This window comes from Streptomyces sp. NPDC041200, from assembly GCF_055591805.1.
On sequence record NZ_JBVIZF010000007.1, the window covers coordinates 154,967 to 170,506 of the forward strand.

The 15,540-nt window shown below is 74.2% G+C and carries 9 protein-coding genes; 3 read left to right on the forward strand and 6 right to left on the reverse strand.

What is annotated here, in order from left to right:
* Positions 1-34: 34 nt before the first annotated feature.
* The 5 genes from ACZ6CL_RS18935 to ACZ6CL_RS18955 form a co-directional block, all read right to left on the reverse strand.
* Positions 35-988 carry an alpha/beta hydrolase gene (locus ACZ6CL_RS18935; RefSeq protein ID WP_468937252.1) on the reverse strand — a complete coding sequence of 318 codons (954 nt, stop codon included), beginning with the start codon at positions 986-988 and terminating at the stop codon, positions 35-37.
* 35 nt (positions 989-1,023) lie between these two features.
* A complete protein-coding gene (locus ACZ6CL_RS18940) occupies positions 1,024-5,205 on the reverse strand; it encodes a beta-ketoacyl synthase N-terminal-like domain-containing protein (RefSeq protein WP_468937253.1) in 4,182 nt (1,393 codons plus the stop codon).
* Entirely contained in the window at positions 5,202-6,977 is a 1,776-nt protein-coding gene (locus ACZ6CL_RS18945; protein ID WP_468937254.1) for a fatty acyl-AMP ligase, read from the reverse strand. The genes ACZ6CL_RS18940 and ACZ6CL_RS18945 overlap by 4 nt, the downstream gene beginning before the upstream one ends.
* A gap of 79 nt (positions 6,978-7,056) precedes the next feature.
* Positions 7,057-8,610 carry an acyl-CoA carboxylase subunit beta gene (locus tag ACZ6CL_RS18950; protein WP_468937389.1) on the reverse strand — a complete coding sequence of 518 codons (1,554 nt, stop codon included), beginning with the start codon at positions 8,608-8,610 and terminating at the stop codon, positions 7,057-7,059.
* A 213-nt stretch (positions 8,611-8,823) separates the two neighbouring features.
* Entirely contained in the window at positions 8,824-10,014 is a 1,191-nt protein-coding gene (locus ACZ6CL_RS18955; RefSeq protein WP_468937255.1) for a magnesium and cobalt transport protein CorA, read from the reverse strand.
* 407 nt (positions 10,015-10,421) lie between these two features.
* On the opposite strand from ACZ6CL_RS18955, the gene ACZ6CL_RS18960 reads away from it, so the two are divergent.
* Entirely contained in the window at positions 10,422-11,042 is a 621-nt protein-coding gene (locus tag ACZ6CL_RS18960; RefSeq protein WP_468937256.1) for a TetR/AcrR family transcriptional regulator, read from the forward strand.
* Between the two features lie 43 nt (positions 11,043-11,085).
* Here ACZ6CL_RS18960 and ACZ6CL_RS18965 read toward each other — a convergent pair whose 3' ends face one another.
* Complete coding sequence (locus ACZ6CL_RS18965; RefSeq protein WP_468937390.1) at positions 11,086-11,889, reverse strand: helix-turn-helix transcriptional regulator; 804 nt, start codon at positions 11,887-11,889, stop codon at positions 11,086-11,088.
* Positions 11,890-12,066: 177 nt separating this feature from the next.
* Here ACZ6CL_RS18965 and ACZ6CL_RS18970 point away from each other — a divergent pair, with 177 nt between their 5' ends.
* Entirely contained in the window at positions 12,067-13,779 is a 1,713-nt protein-coding gene (locus ACZ6CL_RS18970; protein ID WP_468937257.1) for an AMP-binding protein, read from the forward strand.
* A gap of 38 nt (positions 13,780-13,817) precedes the next feature.
* On the forward strand, positions 13,818-15,539 hold the full coding sequence (locus ACZ6CL_RS18975) for an AMP-binding protein (RefSeq protein WP_468937258.1): 1,722 nt from the start codon (positions 13,818-13,820) through the stop codon (positions 15,537-15,539).
* Position 15,540: the final 1 nt, after the last annotated feature.

Consider the following 15,540-nt stretch of genomic DNA (forward strand, 5'->3'; position numbering starts at 1 on the left):
CTGCGCTCCGTTCCGTGCCCCGACGGAACCGGCCTCACTCCGGCACCCCCAGCGCACCGGCGAGCATCGGCCACGACGCGGTGAACTCCCGCTTCCAGTAGGTCCAGCTGTGTCCTCCTCCCGCGTAGTAGTGGGTCGTGACCGGGATCCGGAGCAGCGCGAGCCGGTCCGTGAAGGAGTGGGCGGACGGCCACAGCACGCTCTCCAGCGCCTCGGGCAGCCAGTCGCCGATGCCGCCGATCACACCGCTGCCGCTGGACACGTACAGCGGTGTGCCGCGCAGCCCCTCGGCGCGGGCCCGGGGGTTGAAGTCGAGCCAAGTGAGCAGGTTCAGGACCGGGCTGCCCCACAGGGAGCGGGGCAGCAGCTTCTCGCGGGCCACGATGGCGTCCATCAGGGCGGGCATGCCGGGTGCCATGGTGTCGAGGGTCCCGCTGTACGAGGCCGCCGCGCCGAACGCGCCCGGGTGGCGCGCCGCGTGCGCCATCGCGCCGTAGCCGCCGGTGGACACCCCGGCGACGGCCCGTACGCCGGAGGCCCGCCAGTCGCGCGCGAGCAGCGCGGGGACCTCGGTGAGCTGGAACGTCTCGTAGTCGGGGCCGCTGCGCCAGGCGGTGGGAATGCCGGTGGGGCCCGCGTCCGGCATCGCCACGATCAGGTCCCGGCCCTCGGTGAACGCCTCGATGTCCGTCTCCCGGGTCCACGACGTGTAGTCGTCGTGGGCGCCGTGCAGCAGGTACAGCACGGGGTACGTCCGCCCGGGCCGGGTGTCGAAGCCGGACGGGAGGATCAGCCGTACCGGCGCGCTGCGGCCCAGCGCGGCGGAGGGCACGGACAGGTCGAGGGTGCGCGGCCCGAGCCGGGTTACGGCTCTCGCCGTGGTGGCGTGGGCTGCCGCGGCCGTGGCGCCGGACACCACGGCCAGACCGGCGGCCGCCGCGGCTCGGGCGACGGCGCGCCGGGACACTCCGGTGGTGCGGTGGGGCATGGCGGCTCTCCTCGGCTCGGGCTCGATCGCTTCGATCACGTTCGGCGGGGTATCTCGGCGAGCTGCCGCCGCAGGTGGGCGGCGATCTCGTCGACGTGGGGCGGGTCGAGCAGCGACAGATGGTGTCCCGCGACCCGTACGACCGTCAGGCGCGGGCACACCTCGTCCCAGCCGAGCGCGTCGTCGTCCCGTTCGTACGCGGGGTCGCGCACGGTGTGCGGGGCGGGTTCGCAGGCCCGGTAGAGCACCACACGCCCGTCGTGGCGGCCCGGCCGGTGCGCTTCGCCGATCCTCAGGTCCAGGTACGAGGAGCGCTGGTGCTCCAGCGCGGCGGGCGGCACGTCGGCCGCCTCGCGCAGGGCCCGCAGTACGGTGTCGATGCGCTCGCCGTCGTCGTCCATCGCGGCCAACTTGTCGTAGTCCAAGGCCAGTTGTACCCCGTAGGCGTCGGCCACGTGGCGGGCGAAGCCGGTGAAGTGGGCGCGGATCCGGTCGGCCGGTGTGCGGCCGGGTTGGGGGAGGGGGCGTACGGAGTCGATGAGCGCCACCAGCGCCACGTCCCGTCCGGCGGCGGTGAGCTGCCGCGCGGTCTCCTGGGCGACGAAGCCGCCGAAGGACCAGCCGCCCAGCAGGCAGGGCCCCTCGGGGTGGACGGCCGTGACGGCCTCGGCGTAACGGCGCGCCTTCCCGGCCACCGTACGGGCCTCCTCGACCCGCTCCAGCCCGTACACCGGCCGCTCGCCGCCGAGCCGTTCGACGAGCCCCCGGTAGACGTCGGTGGTGCCGCCCGCGGCGTGGACGAGGAAGAGCGGTGGCCGGGAGCCGGTGGCCTGGAGGACCCGCAGGCTCGCGTCCCGCGCGGGCAGCGCCCGCTCGATGCGCGCGGTCGCCTCCTCGACGGTGGCGGCGCCGAGCAGCTCGCGCAGCGGCACCTCGACGGCGAACTCGCGCTCCAGGGCGGTGCGGATGCGGACGGCCATCAGCGAGTCCAGGCCGAGCTGGGCGACGGCGGTGGCCGGGGTGACACGGGCGGGCGGGTGGCCGGTGACGGCGGCGATGTGATGACACACCCGGGCGGCGATGGAGGTGTCCTCCTGGACCCCTGCCGCCGGTGCCGCAGGTGCCGCCGGTGGGTCCACCTGCGCGGTACGCCCGTCCGTCCACCAGTGCCGCACATGCCGCCAGCGCGGGGCGGGCAGGTCGATGACGCGCCCGGGTGGCGGCGGCAGCCGCAGACCCGCCGCGTACAGGGCGCCCACCTGGGCCAGGAACCCGGCGGAGCCGTCCGCGTCCCGGTGCAGCGTGGAGACGGCCAGGGCGCCGGGCGCGGTGTCGGTCAGCGCCCGGGTCAGCACCGGGTGTGGCGAGATCTCCACGAACGCGCCGTGGCCGTCCGCGGCGGCGGCCGCGACCGCCCGGTCCAGACGCACGGGCCGCCGCAGGTTGGCGGCCCAGTGGGCGGCGTCGAACACGCAGTCGCCACGCGGATCGTCCAGCACGGTGGAGTACACGGGGACGCGGGGCGGTGCGCCCCGGACACCGGCCAACTCCCGGGCCAGCTCCCCGAGCAACGGCTCGACCTGGGGCGAGTGCCCCGCGCCCACCACCCGCATGGCGCGAGCCGCCCGCCCTTCCCGCTCCAGCCGCCGCACGAGCCGGGCCACCGCCGGTTCCTCGCCGGTGACCACTTTCTGGCCGGGGGAGGAGTGCACGGCCACGTATACGCCGGGGAAGTCCCTTTCCAGAAAGGCGAGTTCGTCATCCTCAAGGTCGACGACCGCCATGGCGCCACCGCGCAACCCGCCGAGCAGCCGGGCCCGTACGGCGACCACCCGGGCCGCGTCCGCCACCTCCAGGGCACCCGCGCACACCGCGGCGGCCACCTCGCCCAGGGAGTGGCCGACGACGGCGGCGGGCTCGACACCGTACGAACGCCACAACTCGGCGAGCGCCACCTGCAGTCCGAACAGCACGGGCTGGGCCACCTCCAGGCGGTCGAGGCCGCCACCGGACGCCAGGTGGTCGTACAGCGACAGTCCGCACTCCGGGGCGAGGTGCGCGTCGAGCTTCTCCGCGGCGGCCGCGAAGGCGGGCTCCTCGGCCAGCAGCCGCCGCCCCATCCCGGGCCACTGGCTGCCGTACCCGGAGAACACCCACACCGGCCCGCGCCCGGCGGCCACGTCCCGGTCGTCGGACACGACGCGCGCGTCGGGCCGCCCCGCCGCCAACGCGCCGAGCGCGTCGGCGAGTTCGGCACGGCCGCGGGCGACGACCGCGGCACGCACGGACCCACGGCCACTGCGCCCGGCGAGCGTGCGCGCCACGTCGGCGGGGTGCGCGGCGCCACCCTCGGGCGTACGGAGCCACGCGGCGATCCGGACGGCGGTGTCCGCGAGGCGCGCGGTGTCGACGTCGGAGAGAAGATGCAGACGCGCGGCCCCCTCCGGGGCCGGGGCCGGGTGCGGTGGCGCGGAGACATGTCCGCCACGTTCCGCCGGGCCCGCGACGTCTGACGCACTCGCCCCAGGAGGCCCGCCCCCGGGCTCCGTCCGGGAGGCGCCTCCGGGAGGGTGCTGCTCCCCGGGCTCCGCGGGCTCCGCTGGCTGGCCCGGCGCGGTGCCGGTATGCCCTGGGCCCGGCCGCCACTCCTCCAGCACCGCATGGGCATTGGTGCCGCCGAAGCCGAAGCCGGAGATCCCGGCGGTGGCCGTGCCGCCGTAGCGGGGCCATGGCTCGGGCTCCGTCACCACGCGCAGCCGTGCGTCGTCCAGGGCGGTGCCCTCGGCGCAGTGCAGCGACGGCGGAATGACGTCGTGGTGCAGCGCGAGCACCGTCTTCACCAGCCCGGCGATGCCCGCCGCGGACTCCAGGTGGCCGAGGTTGCCCTTGACCGACCCGAGCAGCAGCGGCTGCTCGGGGTCGCGGCCCGCGCCGAGCACCGCGCCGAGCGCGCCCGCCTCGATCGGGTCGCCGAGCGGGGTGCCGGTGCCGTGTGCCTCGACGTGGTCGATGTGTGCCGGGGCGAGCCCGGCCCGTGCGTACGCGGCCGTCAGAAGGGCCCGCTGGGCGGCCGGGTTGGGCGCCAGGAGGCCGTTGGAGCGGCCGTCGGAATTGACGGCCGTGGCGCGGATGACGGCGAGCACGCGGTCCCCGTCCCGCTCGGCGTCGGACAGCCGCTTCAGCAGCACGGCCGCGCACCCCTCACCGCGTCCGATGCCGTCCGCCGCCGCCGAGAACGGCTTGCACCGGCCGTCCGGGGCGAGCGCCCCCGCCCGCCGGAACGCCACGGTGACGGTGGGGGAGAGCAGCAGGTTGACCCCGGCGGCGATCGCCGTGTCGCTCTCGCCCGTACGCAGGCTGACACAGGCGTGGTGGACGGCGACCAGCGACGACGAACAGGCCGTGTCGACCGCCATGCTCGGCCCGCGCGCGTCCAGGACGTACGACAGACGGCCCGCCGCGACGCTCAGCGCGCCACCGGCCGGTGCCCAGGGGTCGACGGCCGCCGGGTCGGCGCCGGTGAGCTGCCCGTACTCGGGCGCGGAGACCCCGACGAAGACACCGGTGGCGGTGGCCGCCAGCGACGCGGCCGCGACGGCGGCATGGTCGAGCGCTTCGTGGACGACCTCCAGGAGGATGCGCTGCTGCGGGTCCATCACCGCGGCCTCGCGCGGGGTGATGCGGAAGAAGTCGGCGTCGAACCCGGCGATGTCGTCGAGGTAGCCGCCGTACGGGGGCGCGTCGGCGGGCGGGAAGGCGGTGAAGTCGCGCCACCGGTCCTCCGGGACGCGCCGGATCGCGTCGGTGCCCTCGCTGAGCAGCCGCCAGTAGTCGTCCGGGCCGTGCACACCGCCGGGAAGCCGGCAACCGACCCCGATGACCGCGATCGGTTCGCCGGGCGCGGGCGGGGCCGGGGTCGACGCCGGGGCCGGGGCCGGGGGCGCCTCGACCGGGCTGGCCTCCGCCCCCGCGGCGCACACCGCCGCCACCAGCGCATCGCCCGTGGGCGCCTCCCACAGCAGGGTCGCGGGCAGCTCACGGCCCGTCGCGCGGGACAGCTCCCCGGCCAGGACGACCGCGTCCCGGGAGGACATGCCGAGGTCCGCGAGCGGCCGGTCCATCGGGACGTCCCCGGCCGCCGTGCCCTGCCACGCGGCCACCCGCTCGGTGACCAGGCGGCGCAGCGCGCCCTCATCGACACCTCCGGCGGCCCTCATTCCGCGGCCCCCGGCGCGTAGGCCCCCGCCAGATAGCGTTCACGGGTCAGCGCCCGCGACACCTTGCCGCTGGAGGTGCGGGGCACGGTGCCCGGCGGGACGAGGACGACATCGGCGAGCCGCAGCCCGTGCCGGGCAGAGACGGCCGCGCGCACGTCCCGCATCAGGGCCGGTACGTCGATCGCCTCCAGCTCCGTGTTCCGGGCGTGCTCCGCCACGACGATCACCCGCTCGCCGAAAGCGCCCGCTGTGCCGAACGCGGCGAGCCGGTCGCGTCGTACGGCCGGATGCGCGTCCTGGGCCGTGGCCTCCACGTCCTGCGGGTAGTGGTTGCGGCCGTCCACCACGATGAGGTCCTTCAGCCGCCCGGTGACGATCAGCTGCCCGTCCAGGACCGTGCCCAGGTCGCCCGTACGCAGCCAGCCGCCGCCCGGACCGCCCGGACCGTCCGGACCGTCCGCACCAGCCGTCGGGGCGTCGGCGAACGCGGCGCCGAAGACGCGTCCGCTCTGCCGGTCCTGATTCCGGTAGCCGCGCCCCACGTTGGGGCCCTGTACCCAGATCTCGCCGACCTCGCCCTCGTCCAGCGCGGCGCGCGAGACGGGATCGGCGATGCGGACCAGCTGGCCCGCCGGAGTGCCGCATCCGGCCAGCAGCACGGCCGTCGGATCACCGGGCAGCGCGGGCAGCGCCTTGCCGGTGGCGAGCGCGTCACGGTCGAGCGCGAAGCGGCGTAACGGTTCCCCGGGCCGGGCCGCGCTGACGAAGACCGTCGCCTCGGCGAGCCCGTAGGACGGGCAGTGGGTCTCCGCCGCGAGCCCCTGGGCGGCGAACGCGTCGTGGAAGCGGTCGGCGGTGCCGGGGCGGACGGGCTCGCTGCCGTTGATCAGCGCGGTGACGCCGTCCAGCCGCAGGCCCGCCTTCTGCGCGTCGCTGACCGTCGAGGCGCAGTAGTCGTAGGCGAAGTTGGGCGCGGCGCTCACCGCGCGCGGGTGCGCGGCCAGCAGCCGCAGCCAGCGCACCGGCTCGTGCAGGAAGGCGACCGGATCCATGAGCACCGACAGCAGACCCCGCACCACCGGGGCAGCGACGCTCAGCACGAGCCCCATGTCGTGGTACAGCGGCAGCCAGCCCACGCAGCTCACCGGGTGCGCGTCGGCGCCGTAGGCGGTCAGCGCCTGGCGGGCGTTGGCGACGACATTGGCGTGGGTGATTTCCACGCCGGCCGGAACCCGGGTCGAGCCGGAGGTGTATTGCAGGTAGGCGACCGCCGCGTCGTCCGGTGCGCTCGGCCGCCAAGCGTGGGCATGGGCATCGGGCACCTGGTCGACGGCGATGACAGGAAGGGACCGGCCCGTGCAGAATTCGCGTACCTCGTCCAGGGCATGGCCCGTCGTCACGACGGCCGAGGGAGCCGCGTCGGCCAGCACGGCCGACAGCCGGTCGCCGTGCCCCGGCAGGCCCGGCGGATACAGCGGTACGGCGACCATCCCGGCGGCGAGCGCCGCGAGGAAGGCGGTGACGTACTCCGTCCCCTGCGGGCACAGCAGCGCCACCCGCGCCCCGGGCTCGCACTCCTCGGCGAGCCGCGCGGCCACCGCCCGGACCCGCAGGTCCAGGCGCCGCCACGTCAGCGTGCGATGGACGCCGCGCGAGTCGGGGGCGGGATGCTCGACGAAGGTGAACGCGCGGCGGTCGGGGGTGGCCCCGGCCCAGTGCCGCACGTACTCCGGCAGACTCACGTACTCGGGCACACTGCGGAACGCGTCCATCGGGCATGGCTCCTCACGTCAGCGTCAGCGTCGACATCACGGGATGGACTTGCGGGGGCGGGGGCGGGGCGGAGGCCGGTCAGAGCGGGATGTTGCCGTGCCTGCGCTCCGGCATCGCGGCGCGCTTGCCGCGCAGCGCGCGCAGGGCGCGGCAGATGTGGGCGCGGGTGTCGCGCGGCGCGATGACGGCGTCGACGTATCCGCGCTCGGCCGCCAGGTACGGGGTCCCATGGGTGCCCTCGTACGCGGCGAGGAGCCGGGCCCGCAGCGCCTCGGGGTCGTCCGCGGCGGCGAGTTCGCGCCGGTGGAGGACGCCCACCGCGCCCTCGGCGCCCATGACGGCGATGCGCGCGGTGGGCCAGGCGAGGTTGATGTCGGCGCCCAGGTGCTTGGAGCCCATCACCGCGTATCCGCCGCCGTACGCCTTGCGCACCACCACCGTGACCTTCGGGACGGTCGCCTCGGCGTACGCGTACAGCAGCTTGGCGCCCCGCCGGATGATCCCGGCCTGCTCCTGCCGGACGCCGGAGAGGTAGCCGGGGACGTCGGCGAAGGTCAGCAGCGGGACGCCGAACGCGTCGCAGAACCGCACGAAGCGCGCGGCCTTCTCGGACGCGTCGATGTCCAGGACCCCGGCCGCGTGCAGCGGCTGGTTGGCGACGACCCCGACGGAATGGCCGTCGACCAGTGCCAGGGCGCAGATGATGTTCGGCGCGAACAGCTCCTGGATCTCCAGCAGTTCGCCGTCGTCGACGACCGCGCGCAGGATGTCGCGCATGTCGTAGGCCTCCCCGAGCCGGTCCGGCACGGTCTCATCGAGGCACGCCCCGGCGGGCGGGGCCGGTGCGTATCGCGGGGGTCGTTCCAGGTTGTTGGCGGGCAGGTACGACAGCAGATCGCGCACGGTGCCGAGGGCGCTCACCTCGTCGGCGGCGAGGAAGTGGGCGTTGCCGTTGACGGTGTTGCTGGTGCGGGCGCCACCCAGCTCCTCGGCGGTGGCGCGCTCACCGGTGACCGCCTCGATGACATCCGGCCCGGTGACGAACATCTGCGAGGCCCCGTCCACCATCACGGTGAAGTCGGTGATGGCGGGCGAGTACGCGGCCCCGCCCGCACACGGCCCCAGCACGACCGAGATCTGCGGAATCACCCCGGACGCCCGCACATTGCGGCGCACCAGCTCGGCGTAGAGCGCGAGCGAGGCGACCCCCTCCTGGATGCGGGCGCCCCCGCCGTCGTTGAGTCCGACGACCGGACAGCCGGTCTTCAGCGCGAGGTCCATCAGCGCGACGGTCTTCTCACCGAAGGCCTCGCCCATGCTGCCGCCGAACACCGTGGAGTCCTGCGCGAAGACACACACCGCGCGGCCGTCGACCGTGCCGTGCCCGGTGACGACCCCGTCGCCGTACGGGCGCCCCGAGCCGCCCCCGGCGGGCCGGGCCCGCACGAACAGCCCGGTCTCGGTGAACGACCCGGCGTCCAGCAGCAGATCGATCCGCTCCCGCGCCCCGAACTCGCCCCGCCGCCGCACCCCACCCGGCGCGGCCGCCTGCTTCCTGCGCACCTCCAGGTCGGCGAGGCGTTCGGCGGTGGTGCGGCCGGGTGCGTGTGGTGGGGAGAGCGGTGCGGAAATCCGGGATGTCGTCGCCTCAAGCGTCACTGCCACCTCCGAAGGGGGCCTTCGAATATGGCAGCGCCCAAGGCGCGGACCGGGACGATCGCGGTCGCGTGTGGCCGAGGTGAGTCCCCCGGGCCCCTGGTTCGTGCGGGCGTGACAAGGCCACCGGCACCCGGGCACCCCGAGCGCCCACCCGGACAGGTGAGCCCGGGCCGACTCCGGCGCGCCTCAGAGCCAGTCGCGGCGCTTGAAGATGACGTACAGGCTGACGCACACCACCGCCATCAGCAGGAGCGCGAAGGGGTAGCCCAGGACCCAGTGCAGCTCCGGCATGTGCGTGAAGTTCATGCCGTAGATGGTGCCGACGAGGGTGGGGGCGAAGAGGATGGCCGCCCACGCGGAGATCTTCTTCACCTCCTCGTTCTGCTCGAAGCCCGCCTCGGCCAGCGCTCTCATCTCGGCGTTCTGCTGCTGGGTGACCAGGGTGGCGTTGACCGCGAGGATGTCGGTGAGGGCCGAGCGGAAGCCGTCCACGCGCTCGCTGGTGTGGGTGACGTGGTCGGCGACGTCCCGCAGGTAGCGCTGCAGCTCCTCGTCGGTGCCGTACTTGTCGAACCCCGCCATCAGCCCGCGCAGCATCCCCACCAAGGGGCGGGTCGCGCGCTGGAACTCGACCATCTCGCGGGAGAGTTCGTAGATGCGGCGCGATACGGCGGGGTCGCCGCGGAAGACCTCGGTCTCGATCTCGTCGATGTCGTTCTGCACGCCCGCCACGACCGGGGCGTAGCCGTCCACGACCGCGTCCAGGATGGCGTACAGCACGGCCTCCGCGCCCAGGGCCAGCAGCTCGGGGGCCGACTCCATGCGGGCGCGCACCGCCGACAGGTCCGGGGCGGCGCCGTGCCGGACGGTGATGACGAAGTCGGGGCCGACGAAGACGTGCAGCTCGCCGAAGTCCACCTCCTCGACCGCGTCGAGGTAGCGGGCCGCGCGCAGCACGACGAAGAGCGTCTCGCCGTAGCGCTCCAGCTTGGGCCGCTGATGCGCCTCCATCGCGTCCTCGATGGCCAGCTTGTGCAGGTCGAATTCCTCGGCGACCGACAGCAGCTCCGCCTCGGTCGGCCGGTACAGCCCGATCCACGCCATCGCGCCCGGCTCCTCGCGCAGCCGCCGGAAGGTGGCGGCCAGGCCGTCGGGCGTGCCGACCCGGCGGCCGTCGCGGTAGACGGCCGCGTCCACCACGCTCTGTTCCTCGGCGACCGGCGTGCCGTCGACCGCGGCGGGCCCGGATCCGGTGCCCGGCGGGTTCGCCGCCCCGGCCCGGGATCGCGGTCCGGCGCCCGCTCCGCGCTCCGCCGCGGACCGCAGCCAGGGGTACTTCCTCAGCGGGCGCGGGGTGTGGGAACGGCGCTCGGACATGCGGGGTCCTTTACGAAGAGGTGGCGCCGGGCAGCTGGCGCCGGGCGGGGCATCCGGCACACCGGGGTGCCGCCCCCCGAGTGCTGGGCGGTGCCGCGCTCAGCGCGGCCGGGCCGGGGCGGCGGCTCGCGGCATGCGACTGGGAGGTTCACTGGTCATCGCGTGGACCTCACCTCCTTGTCGCGGTCCCTCGGTGCGGGGACGCCATGGGCGCCCTGGGCGGACCACCGGCCTCAGTGCAGGATATCCCCCGATATGCCCGGGCGGCGGCCGGGGCGGTGGCGGGGACAGCGGCTGGGGCCTGCCCCCGCTGTGCCCTCGTACCCGCTCCTGGCGCGCCCACGACTGTTTGCCTACGATTGTTGGCATGGACGATCCCGGGCGGCGCCTCCCCTCCGGAGCCTCCGATGCCTTCCCCTAGCGAACCCGCCCCCGGCCCGGCGGGCGGCTCGGCAGACAGCCCGGCGGGCGGCCCGGCAGGCTGCCTCACGGGCGCCCGGAGCGCCGACCGCACCCGCGCCACCATCCTCCGCGCCGCCCGCGCGCACTTCGCCCGGCACGGCTACGAACGCACCACCATCCGCGGCATCGCCGCCGACGCGGCCATCGACGCCTCGATGGTCATGCGCTACTTCGGCAGCAAGGAAAAGCTCTTCGACGCGGCCCTCACCATCGACCTGCGGCTGCCCGACCTCACCGCCGTGGCCCGCGACGACCTCGCGCTCGTCCTCGTACGCCACTTCCTGGACCGCTGGGAGGGCGACCCCGCCGACGACGCCCTGCTCGTCCTGCTGCGCTCCGCCGTCACCAACGAACGGGCCACCGAGCGGCTGCGCGAGATCTTCGCCGAGCAGGTCGCGCCCGCCCTCGGCGAGGCCACGGACCCGCGTCGCGCCGGGCTGGTCTGCTCCCAGCTCCTCGGCCTCGCCCTCACCCGCTATCTGCTGCGCGTCCCGGCCGTCACCGCCCTCACACCGGACGAGGTCGCCGACCTGTACGCCCCGGCCCTCGCCGCGGTCCTCTCCTGACCGCCGTCACGAGCACCACCACCGTCACCGCACCATGGGACCCTCACGGCAGCAGCCCCGCGCGCCGCGCCTCGACCACCGCGTGCAGCCGGGTGCGCGCCCCCAACTTGCGCATGCACGACCGCAGATAGCTCTTCACCGTCTCCGGCCGCAGCCCCAGCCGGTCGGCCGCCGCCGAGTTCGTCGCGCCCGAGGCCACACAGGCCAGGACGTCCACCTCGCGCGGCGACAGCCGTACGCACCCGCGCGACGCCGGGTCGCGGGCGTCGCCCGACGAGGCGCGGGCCAGACGGCCGCAGGCGGTCAGGATCTCCTCGCGCAGCTGCGGATCGGCCACCCGGTGGGACAGGGCCCGCAGGTCGACATGGGCCCGGCGGACCTCTTCCCAGACCGCGGGGTCCGGCTCGGCCTCCGGCACCGGCTGCTCCGCGACCGTCATCAGCCGCTGCGCCTCGTCCTGGACGGCGAGGGCCTGTTCCAGCTCGTGGGCGGCCTCCACCGCAGCGCTCAGCGCGCGGTCGCCGAGGAGCAGCGGCTGCCGCAGCGCCCCGTACAGCACGGCCCGCACCCGGCCCCGGACGACCACCGGGACGGCCATCATCGAGCGCAGCCCCTCGGCGCCGACCACACCGTCGTATTCATGGCTGATGGCCCGCGAGACGGGGTAGTCGATCACGGAAATCGGCCGGGACAGGGTGAGGACCTTGCCACCGAGCCCATTGCCCGCCGTGATGGCGAGCCCGCGCAAGGAGTTCGTGGTGGTTCCGGTGAGTTCGGAGATACGGAACTGCCGCGCGCCCGAGAACAGCCCGCCGAAGGCGACGGGCAGCCCGCCGCGCCGGCGCATCCGCAGCAGTGCTGCCCGTACGTCGACGACACGCTCCGATCTCGCGGCACGCTCCGATTCCGACACGGTCGCCTCCCCGAAACGTCACCACCCCCGCCCGGGGGATGGTGAGACCCAGATCACCCGTCGCACGATGCTAGCGAGCGGCACGCCACATCAGGAGGACAAGTGACAGCAATGAGTCCGTCTCACGAATTCCGTGCGGCACGGGATTTCCTTCTCGACCGCCGGGAGGACTACGAGGCGGCGTACGAGGGGTTCAGCTGGCCGCGCCCGGACCGCTTCAACTGGGCCCTGGACTGGTTCGACCAGATCGCGGACGGCAACGACCGCACCGCCCTGCACATCGTGGAGGAGGACGGCCAGGAGACCCGGCTGAGCTTCGACGCGATGCGCCGCCGCTCCGACCGCGCCGCGAACTGGCTGCGCGCGCGGGGCGTGCGGGTCGGGGACCGGATCGTGGTCATGCTCGGCAACCAGCGGGAGCTGTGGGAGACGGCGCTGGCGGCCATGAAGCTGCGCGCCGTCGTCATCCCCGCCACCCCGCTGCTCGGCCCGCTGGACCTGGCCGACCGCATCGGCCGCGGCCGGGCGAAGCACGTGATCGCGCGGGCGGAGGACACCGGCAAGTTCGCCGAGGTGCCGGGCGACTACACCCGCATCGCGGTCGGCGGACCCCGGGGAGCGGCCCCGGACGGCTGGCTGGCGTACGAGGACGCCGGGACGGACACCGTGCCGGACGAGGCGCCGGGCGGGGCGGCGGACCGCTTCGTACCGGACGGCCCGACCTTCGCCGCCGACCCCCTCATGCTCTACTTCACCTCCGGCACCACCGCTCAGCCCAAGCTCGTCCAGCACACCCACATCTCGTACCCCATCGGCCATCTGTCGACGATGTACTGGATCGGCCTCCGGCCCGGGGACGTGCACCTCAACATCTCCTCTCCGGGCTGGGCCAAGCACGCCTGGTCCAACCTCTTCGCCCCGTGGAACGCCGAGGCGACCGTCTTCCTCTACAACTACACCCGCTTCGACGCCACCCGCCTCATGGCCGAGATGGACCGCTGCGGCGTCACCACCTTCTGCGCCCCGCCCACCGTCTGGCGGATGCTCATCCAGGCCGACCTGACCCAGCTGCGGCACCCGCCGCGCGAGGCCGTCGCCGCCGGTGAGCCGCTGAACCCCGAGGTCATCGAGCATGTCCGGCGCGACTGGGGCGTGACCATCCGGGACGGTTTCGGCCAGACAGAGACCGCCGTCCAGGTCGCCAACACCCCCGGCCAGCCGCTCAAGACCGGTTCGATGGGCCGCCCGACCCCCGGCTTCGCCGTCGTCCTCCTCGACCCGGTCACCGGCGAACCCGGCGACGAGGGCGAGATCTGCCTCGACCTGACCGGACGGCACGGCCGCCCGGTCGGCCTGATGACGGGGTACGAGGACGACGAGGAGCGCACCGCCGAGGCCACCGCGGGCGGCTACTACCGCACCGGCGACATCGGCTCGCGCGACGCGGACGGCTACATCACTTACATCGGGCGCGCCGACGACGTCTTCAAGGCCTCCGACTACAAGATCTCCCCGTTCGAGCTGGAGAGCGCCCTGCTGGAGCACGAGGCGGTCGCCGAGGCCGCCGTCGTCCCGGCGCCCGACCCGCTGCGGCTGGCCGTGCCGAAGGCGTACATCGTGCTCGCCGAGGGCTGGGAGCCGGGGCCCGAGACGGCGAAGGTGCTGTTCGCGCACTCCAGGGCGGTGCTGGCGCCGTACAAGCGGGTCCGGCGGCTGGAGTTCGCGGAGCTGCCCAAGACGGTGTCCGGCAAGATTCGCCGGATTGAACTACGGGAGCGCACGGCGATGGGTGACGGCGTCGAGTTTCATGAGGGAACCTCATGAACGGCAGCTCTCTTTCGTGTGACCGCTAAGGAGACACCATGACCGACCCGATCGCCGACGACCCGACCCCGCCCCCGCCCGCCCTCTCGTACGCGAGCGGCACCGGGGACCAGCCGCTGCTCGGCGACACCATCGGCGCCAGCCTCGCCCGGTCCGTCGAACGCCACGGCGACCGTGAGGCGCTGGTCGACATCCCCTCCGGCCGCCGCTGGACGTACGCCGCGTTCGGCCGGTCGGTCGAGGAGGTCGCGCTCGGGCTGCTGGCCAAGGGCGTCGGCAAGGGCGATCGGGTCGGCATCTGGGCGGTCAACTGCCCCGAATGGGTGCTGGTGCAGTACGCCACCGCCCGCATCGGCGCCATCATGGTCAACGTCAACCCCGCCTACCGCGTCCACGAGCTGCGCTACGTGCTGCGGCAGGCCGGGGTGTCGGTCCTCGTCTCGTCCACCGAGCACAAGGACAGCGACTACCGCCGCATGGTCGAGCAGGTGCGCGCCGAATGCCCCGCCCTGCGCGACGTCATCTACATCGGCGACCGCACCTGGGACGGGCTGGTGCGCGCGGGGGAGGCGGTGCCGAAGGACAAGCTGGCCGAGCGCGAGGCCCGGCTGTCCTGCGACGACCCGGTCAACATCCAGTACACCTCGGGCACCACGGGCTTCCCGAAGGGCGCCACCCTCTCCCACCACAACATCCTCAACAACGGCTACTTCGTGGGGGAGACGGTCGGCTACACCGAGCGCGACCGGATCTGTCTGCCGGTGCCCCTGTACCACTGCTTCGGCATGGTCCTGGGGGCGCTGGCCGCCACCACCCACGGCGCCTGCCTCGTCCTCCCCGCCCCCACCTTCGACCCCGCCGCCACCCTGACCGCCGTCGAACGGGAGCGCTGCACCTCGCTGTACGGCGTCCCCACCATGTTCATCGCCGAGCTGGCCCTGCCCGACTTCGCCACCTTCGACCTCTCCTCGCTGCGCACCGGGATCATGGCCGGATCGCCCTGCCCGGTGGAGGTGATGCGGCGGGTGGTCGACGAGATGCACATGGCCGAGGTGTCCATCTGCTACGGCATGACCGAGACCTCCCCGGTCTCCACCCAGACACGGCGCGACGACGACCTCGCCCGCCGGACCGGCACGGTCGGCCGGGTGCTGCCGTACGTCGAGGTCAAGGTCATGGACCCGGCCACCGGCCTGACCGCCCCCCGAGGCACCCGCGGCGAACTGTGCACCCGCGGCTACTCGGTGATGCTCGGCTACTGGGAGGAACCGGAGCGGACGGCCGAGGCCATCGACCCGGCGGGCTGGATGCACACCGGCGACCTGGCCGTGATGGACGACGACGGCTACGTCCAGATCGTCGGCCGCATCAAGGACATGATCATCCGGGGCGGCGAGAACGTGTACCCGAGGGAGATCGAGGAGTTCCTGCACACCCACCCCAAGATCGCCGACGTGCAGGTGGTGGGCGTACCGGACGAGAAGTACGGCGAGGAGATCCTCGCCTGCGTCATCCTGCGCGAGGGCGTCACCGCCCTCACCCGCGACGAACTGGCCCGCTTCTGCCGAGGCCGCCTGGCCGCCTTCAAGGTGCCCCGCCACCTGCGTGTCATGGACGCCTTCCCGATGACGGTCAGCGGCAAGGTCCGCAAGGTCGAACTGCGCGAGGCGGGCGCCCGCGACCTGTCCGCCGTCCCGGAAACCCGCACCGACCCGGACCGCACCCCGGCCCCCACCCCGGAGCCCCAGCCCACGCGCTGAC

Bases quoted from the DNA above. Each gene is read 5' to 3' on its own strand.
- ACZ6CL_RS18945 (WP_468937254.1), bottom strand. From the start codon at position 6,977: ATGGACGCGTTCCGCAGTGTGCCCGAGTACGTGAGTCTGCCGGAGTAC.
- ACZ6CL_RS18935 (WP_468937252.1), bottom strand. From the start codon at position 988: ATGCCCCACCGCACCACCGGAGTGTCCCGGCGCGCCGTCGCCCGAGCC.
- ACZ6CL_RS18960 (WP_468937256.1), top strand. From the start codon at position 10,422: ATGCCTTCCCCTAGCGAACCCGCCCCCGGCCCGGCGGGCGGCTCGGCA.
- ACZ6CL_RS18940 (WP_468937253.1), bottom strand. From the start codon at position 5,205: ATGAGGGCCGCCGGAGGTGTCGATGAGGGCGCGCTGCGCCGCCTGGTC.
- ACZ6CL_RS18965 (WP_468937390.1), bottom strand. From the start codon at position 11,889: ATGCGCCGGCGCGGCGGGCTGCCCGTCGCCTTCGGCGGGCTGTTCTCG.
- ACZ6CL_RS18970 (WP_468937257.1), top strand. From the start codon at position 12,067: ATGAGTCCGTCTCACGAATTCCGTGCGGCACGGGATTTCCTTCTCGAC.
- ACZ6CL_RS18975 (WP_468937258.1), top strand. From the start codon at position 13,818: ATGACCGACCCGATCGCCGACGACCCGACCCCGCCCCCGCCCGCCCTC.
- ACZ6CL_RS18955 (WP_468937255.1), bottom strand. From the start codon at position 10,014: ATGTCCGAGCGCCGTTCCCACACCCCGCGCCCGCTGAGGAAGTACCCC.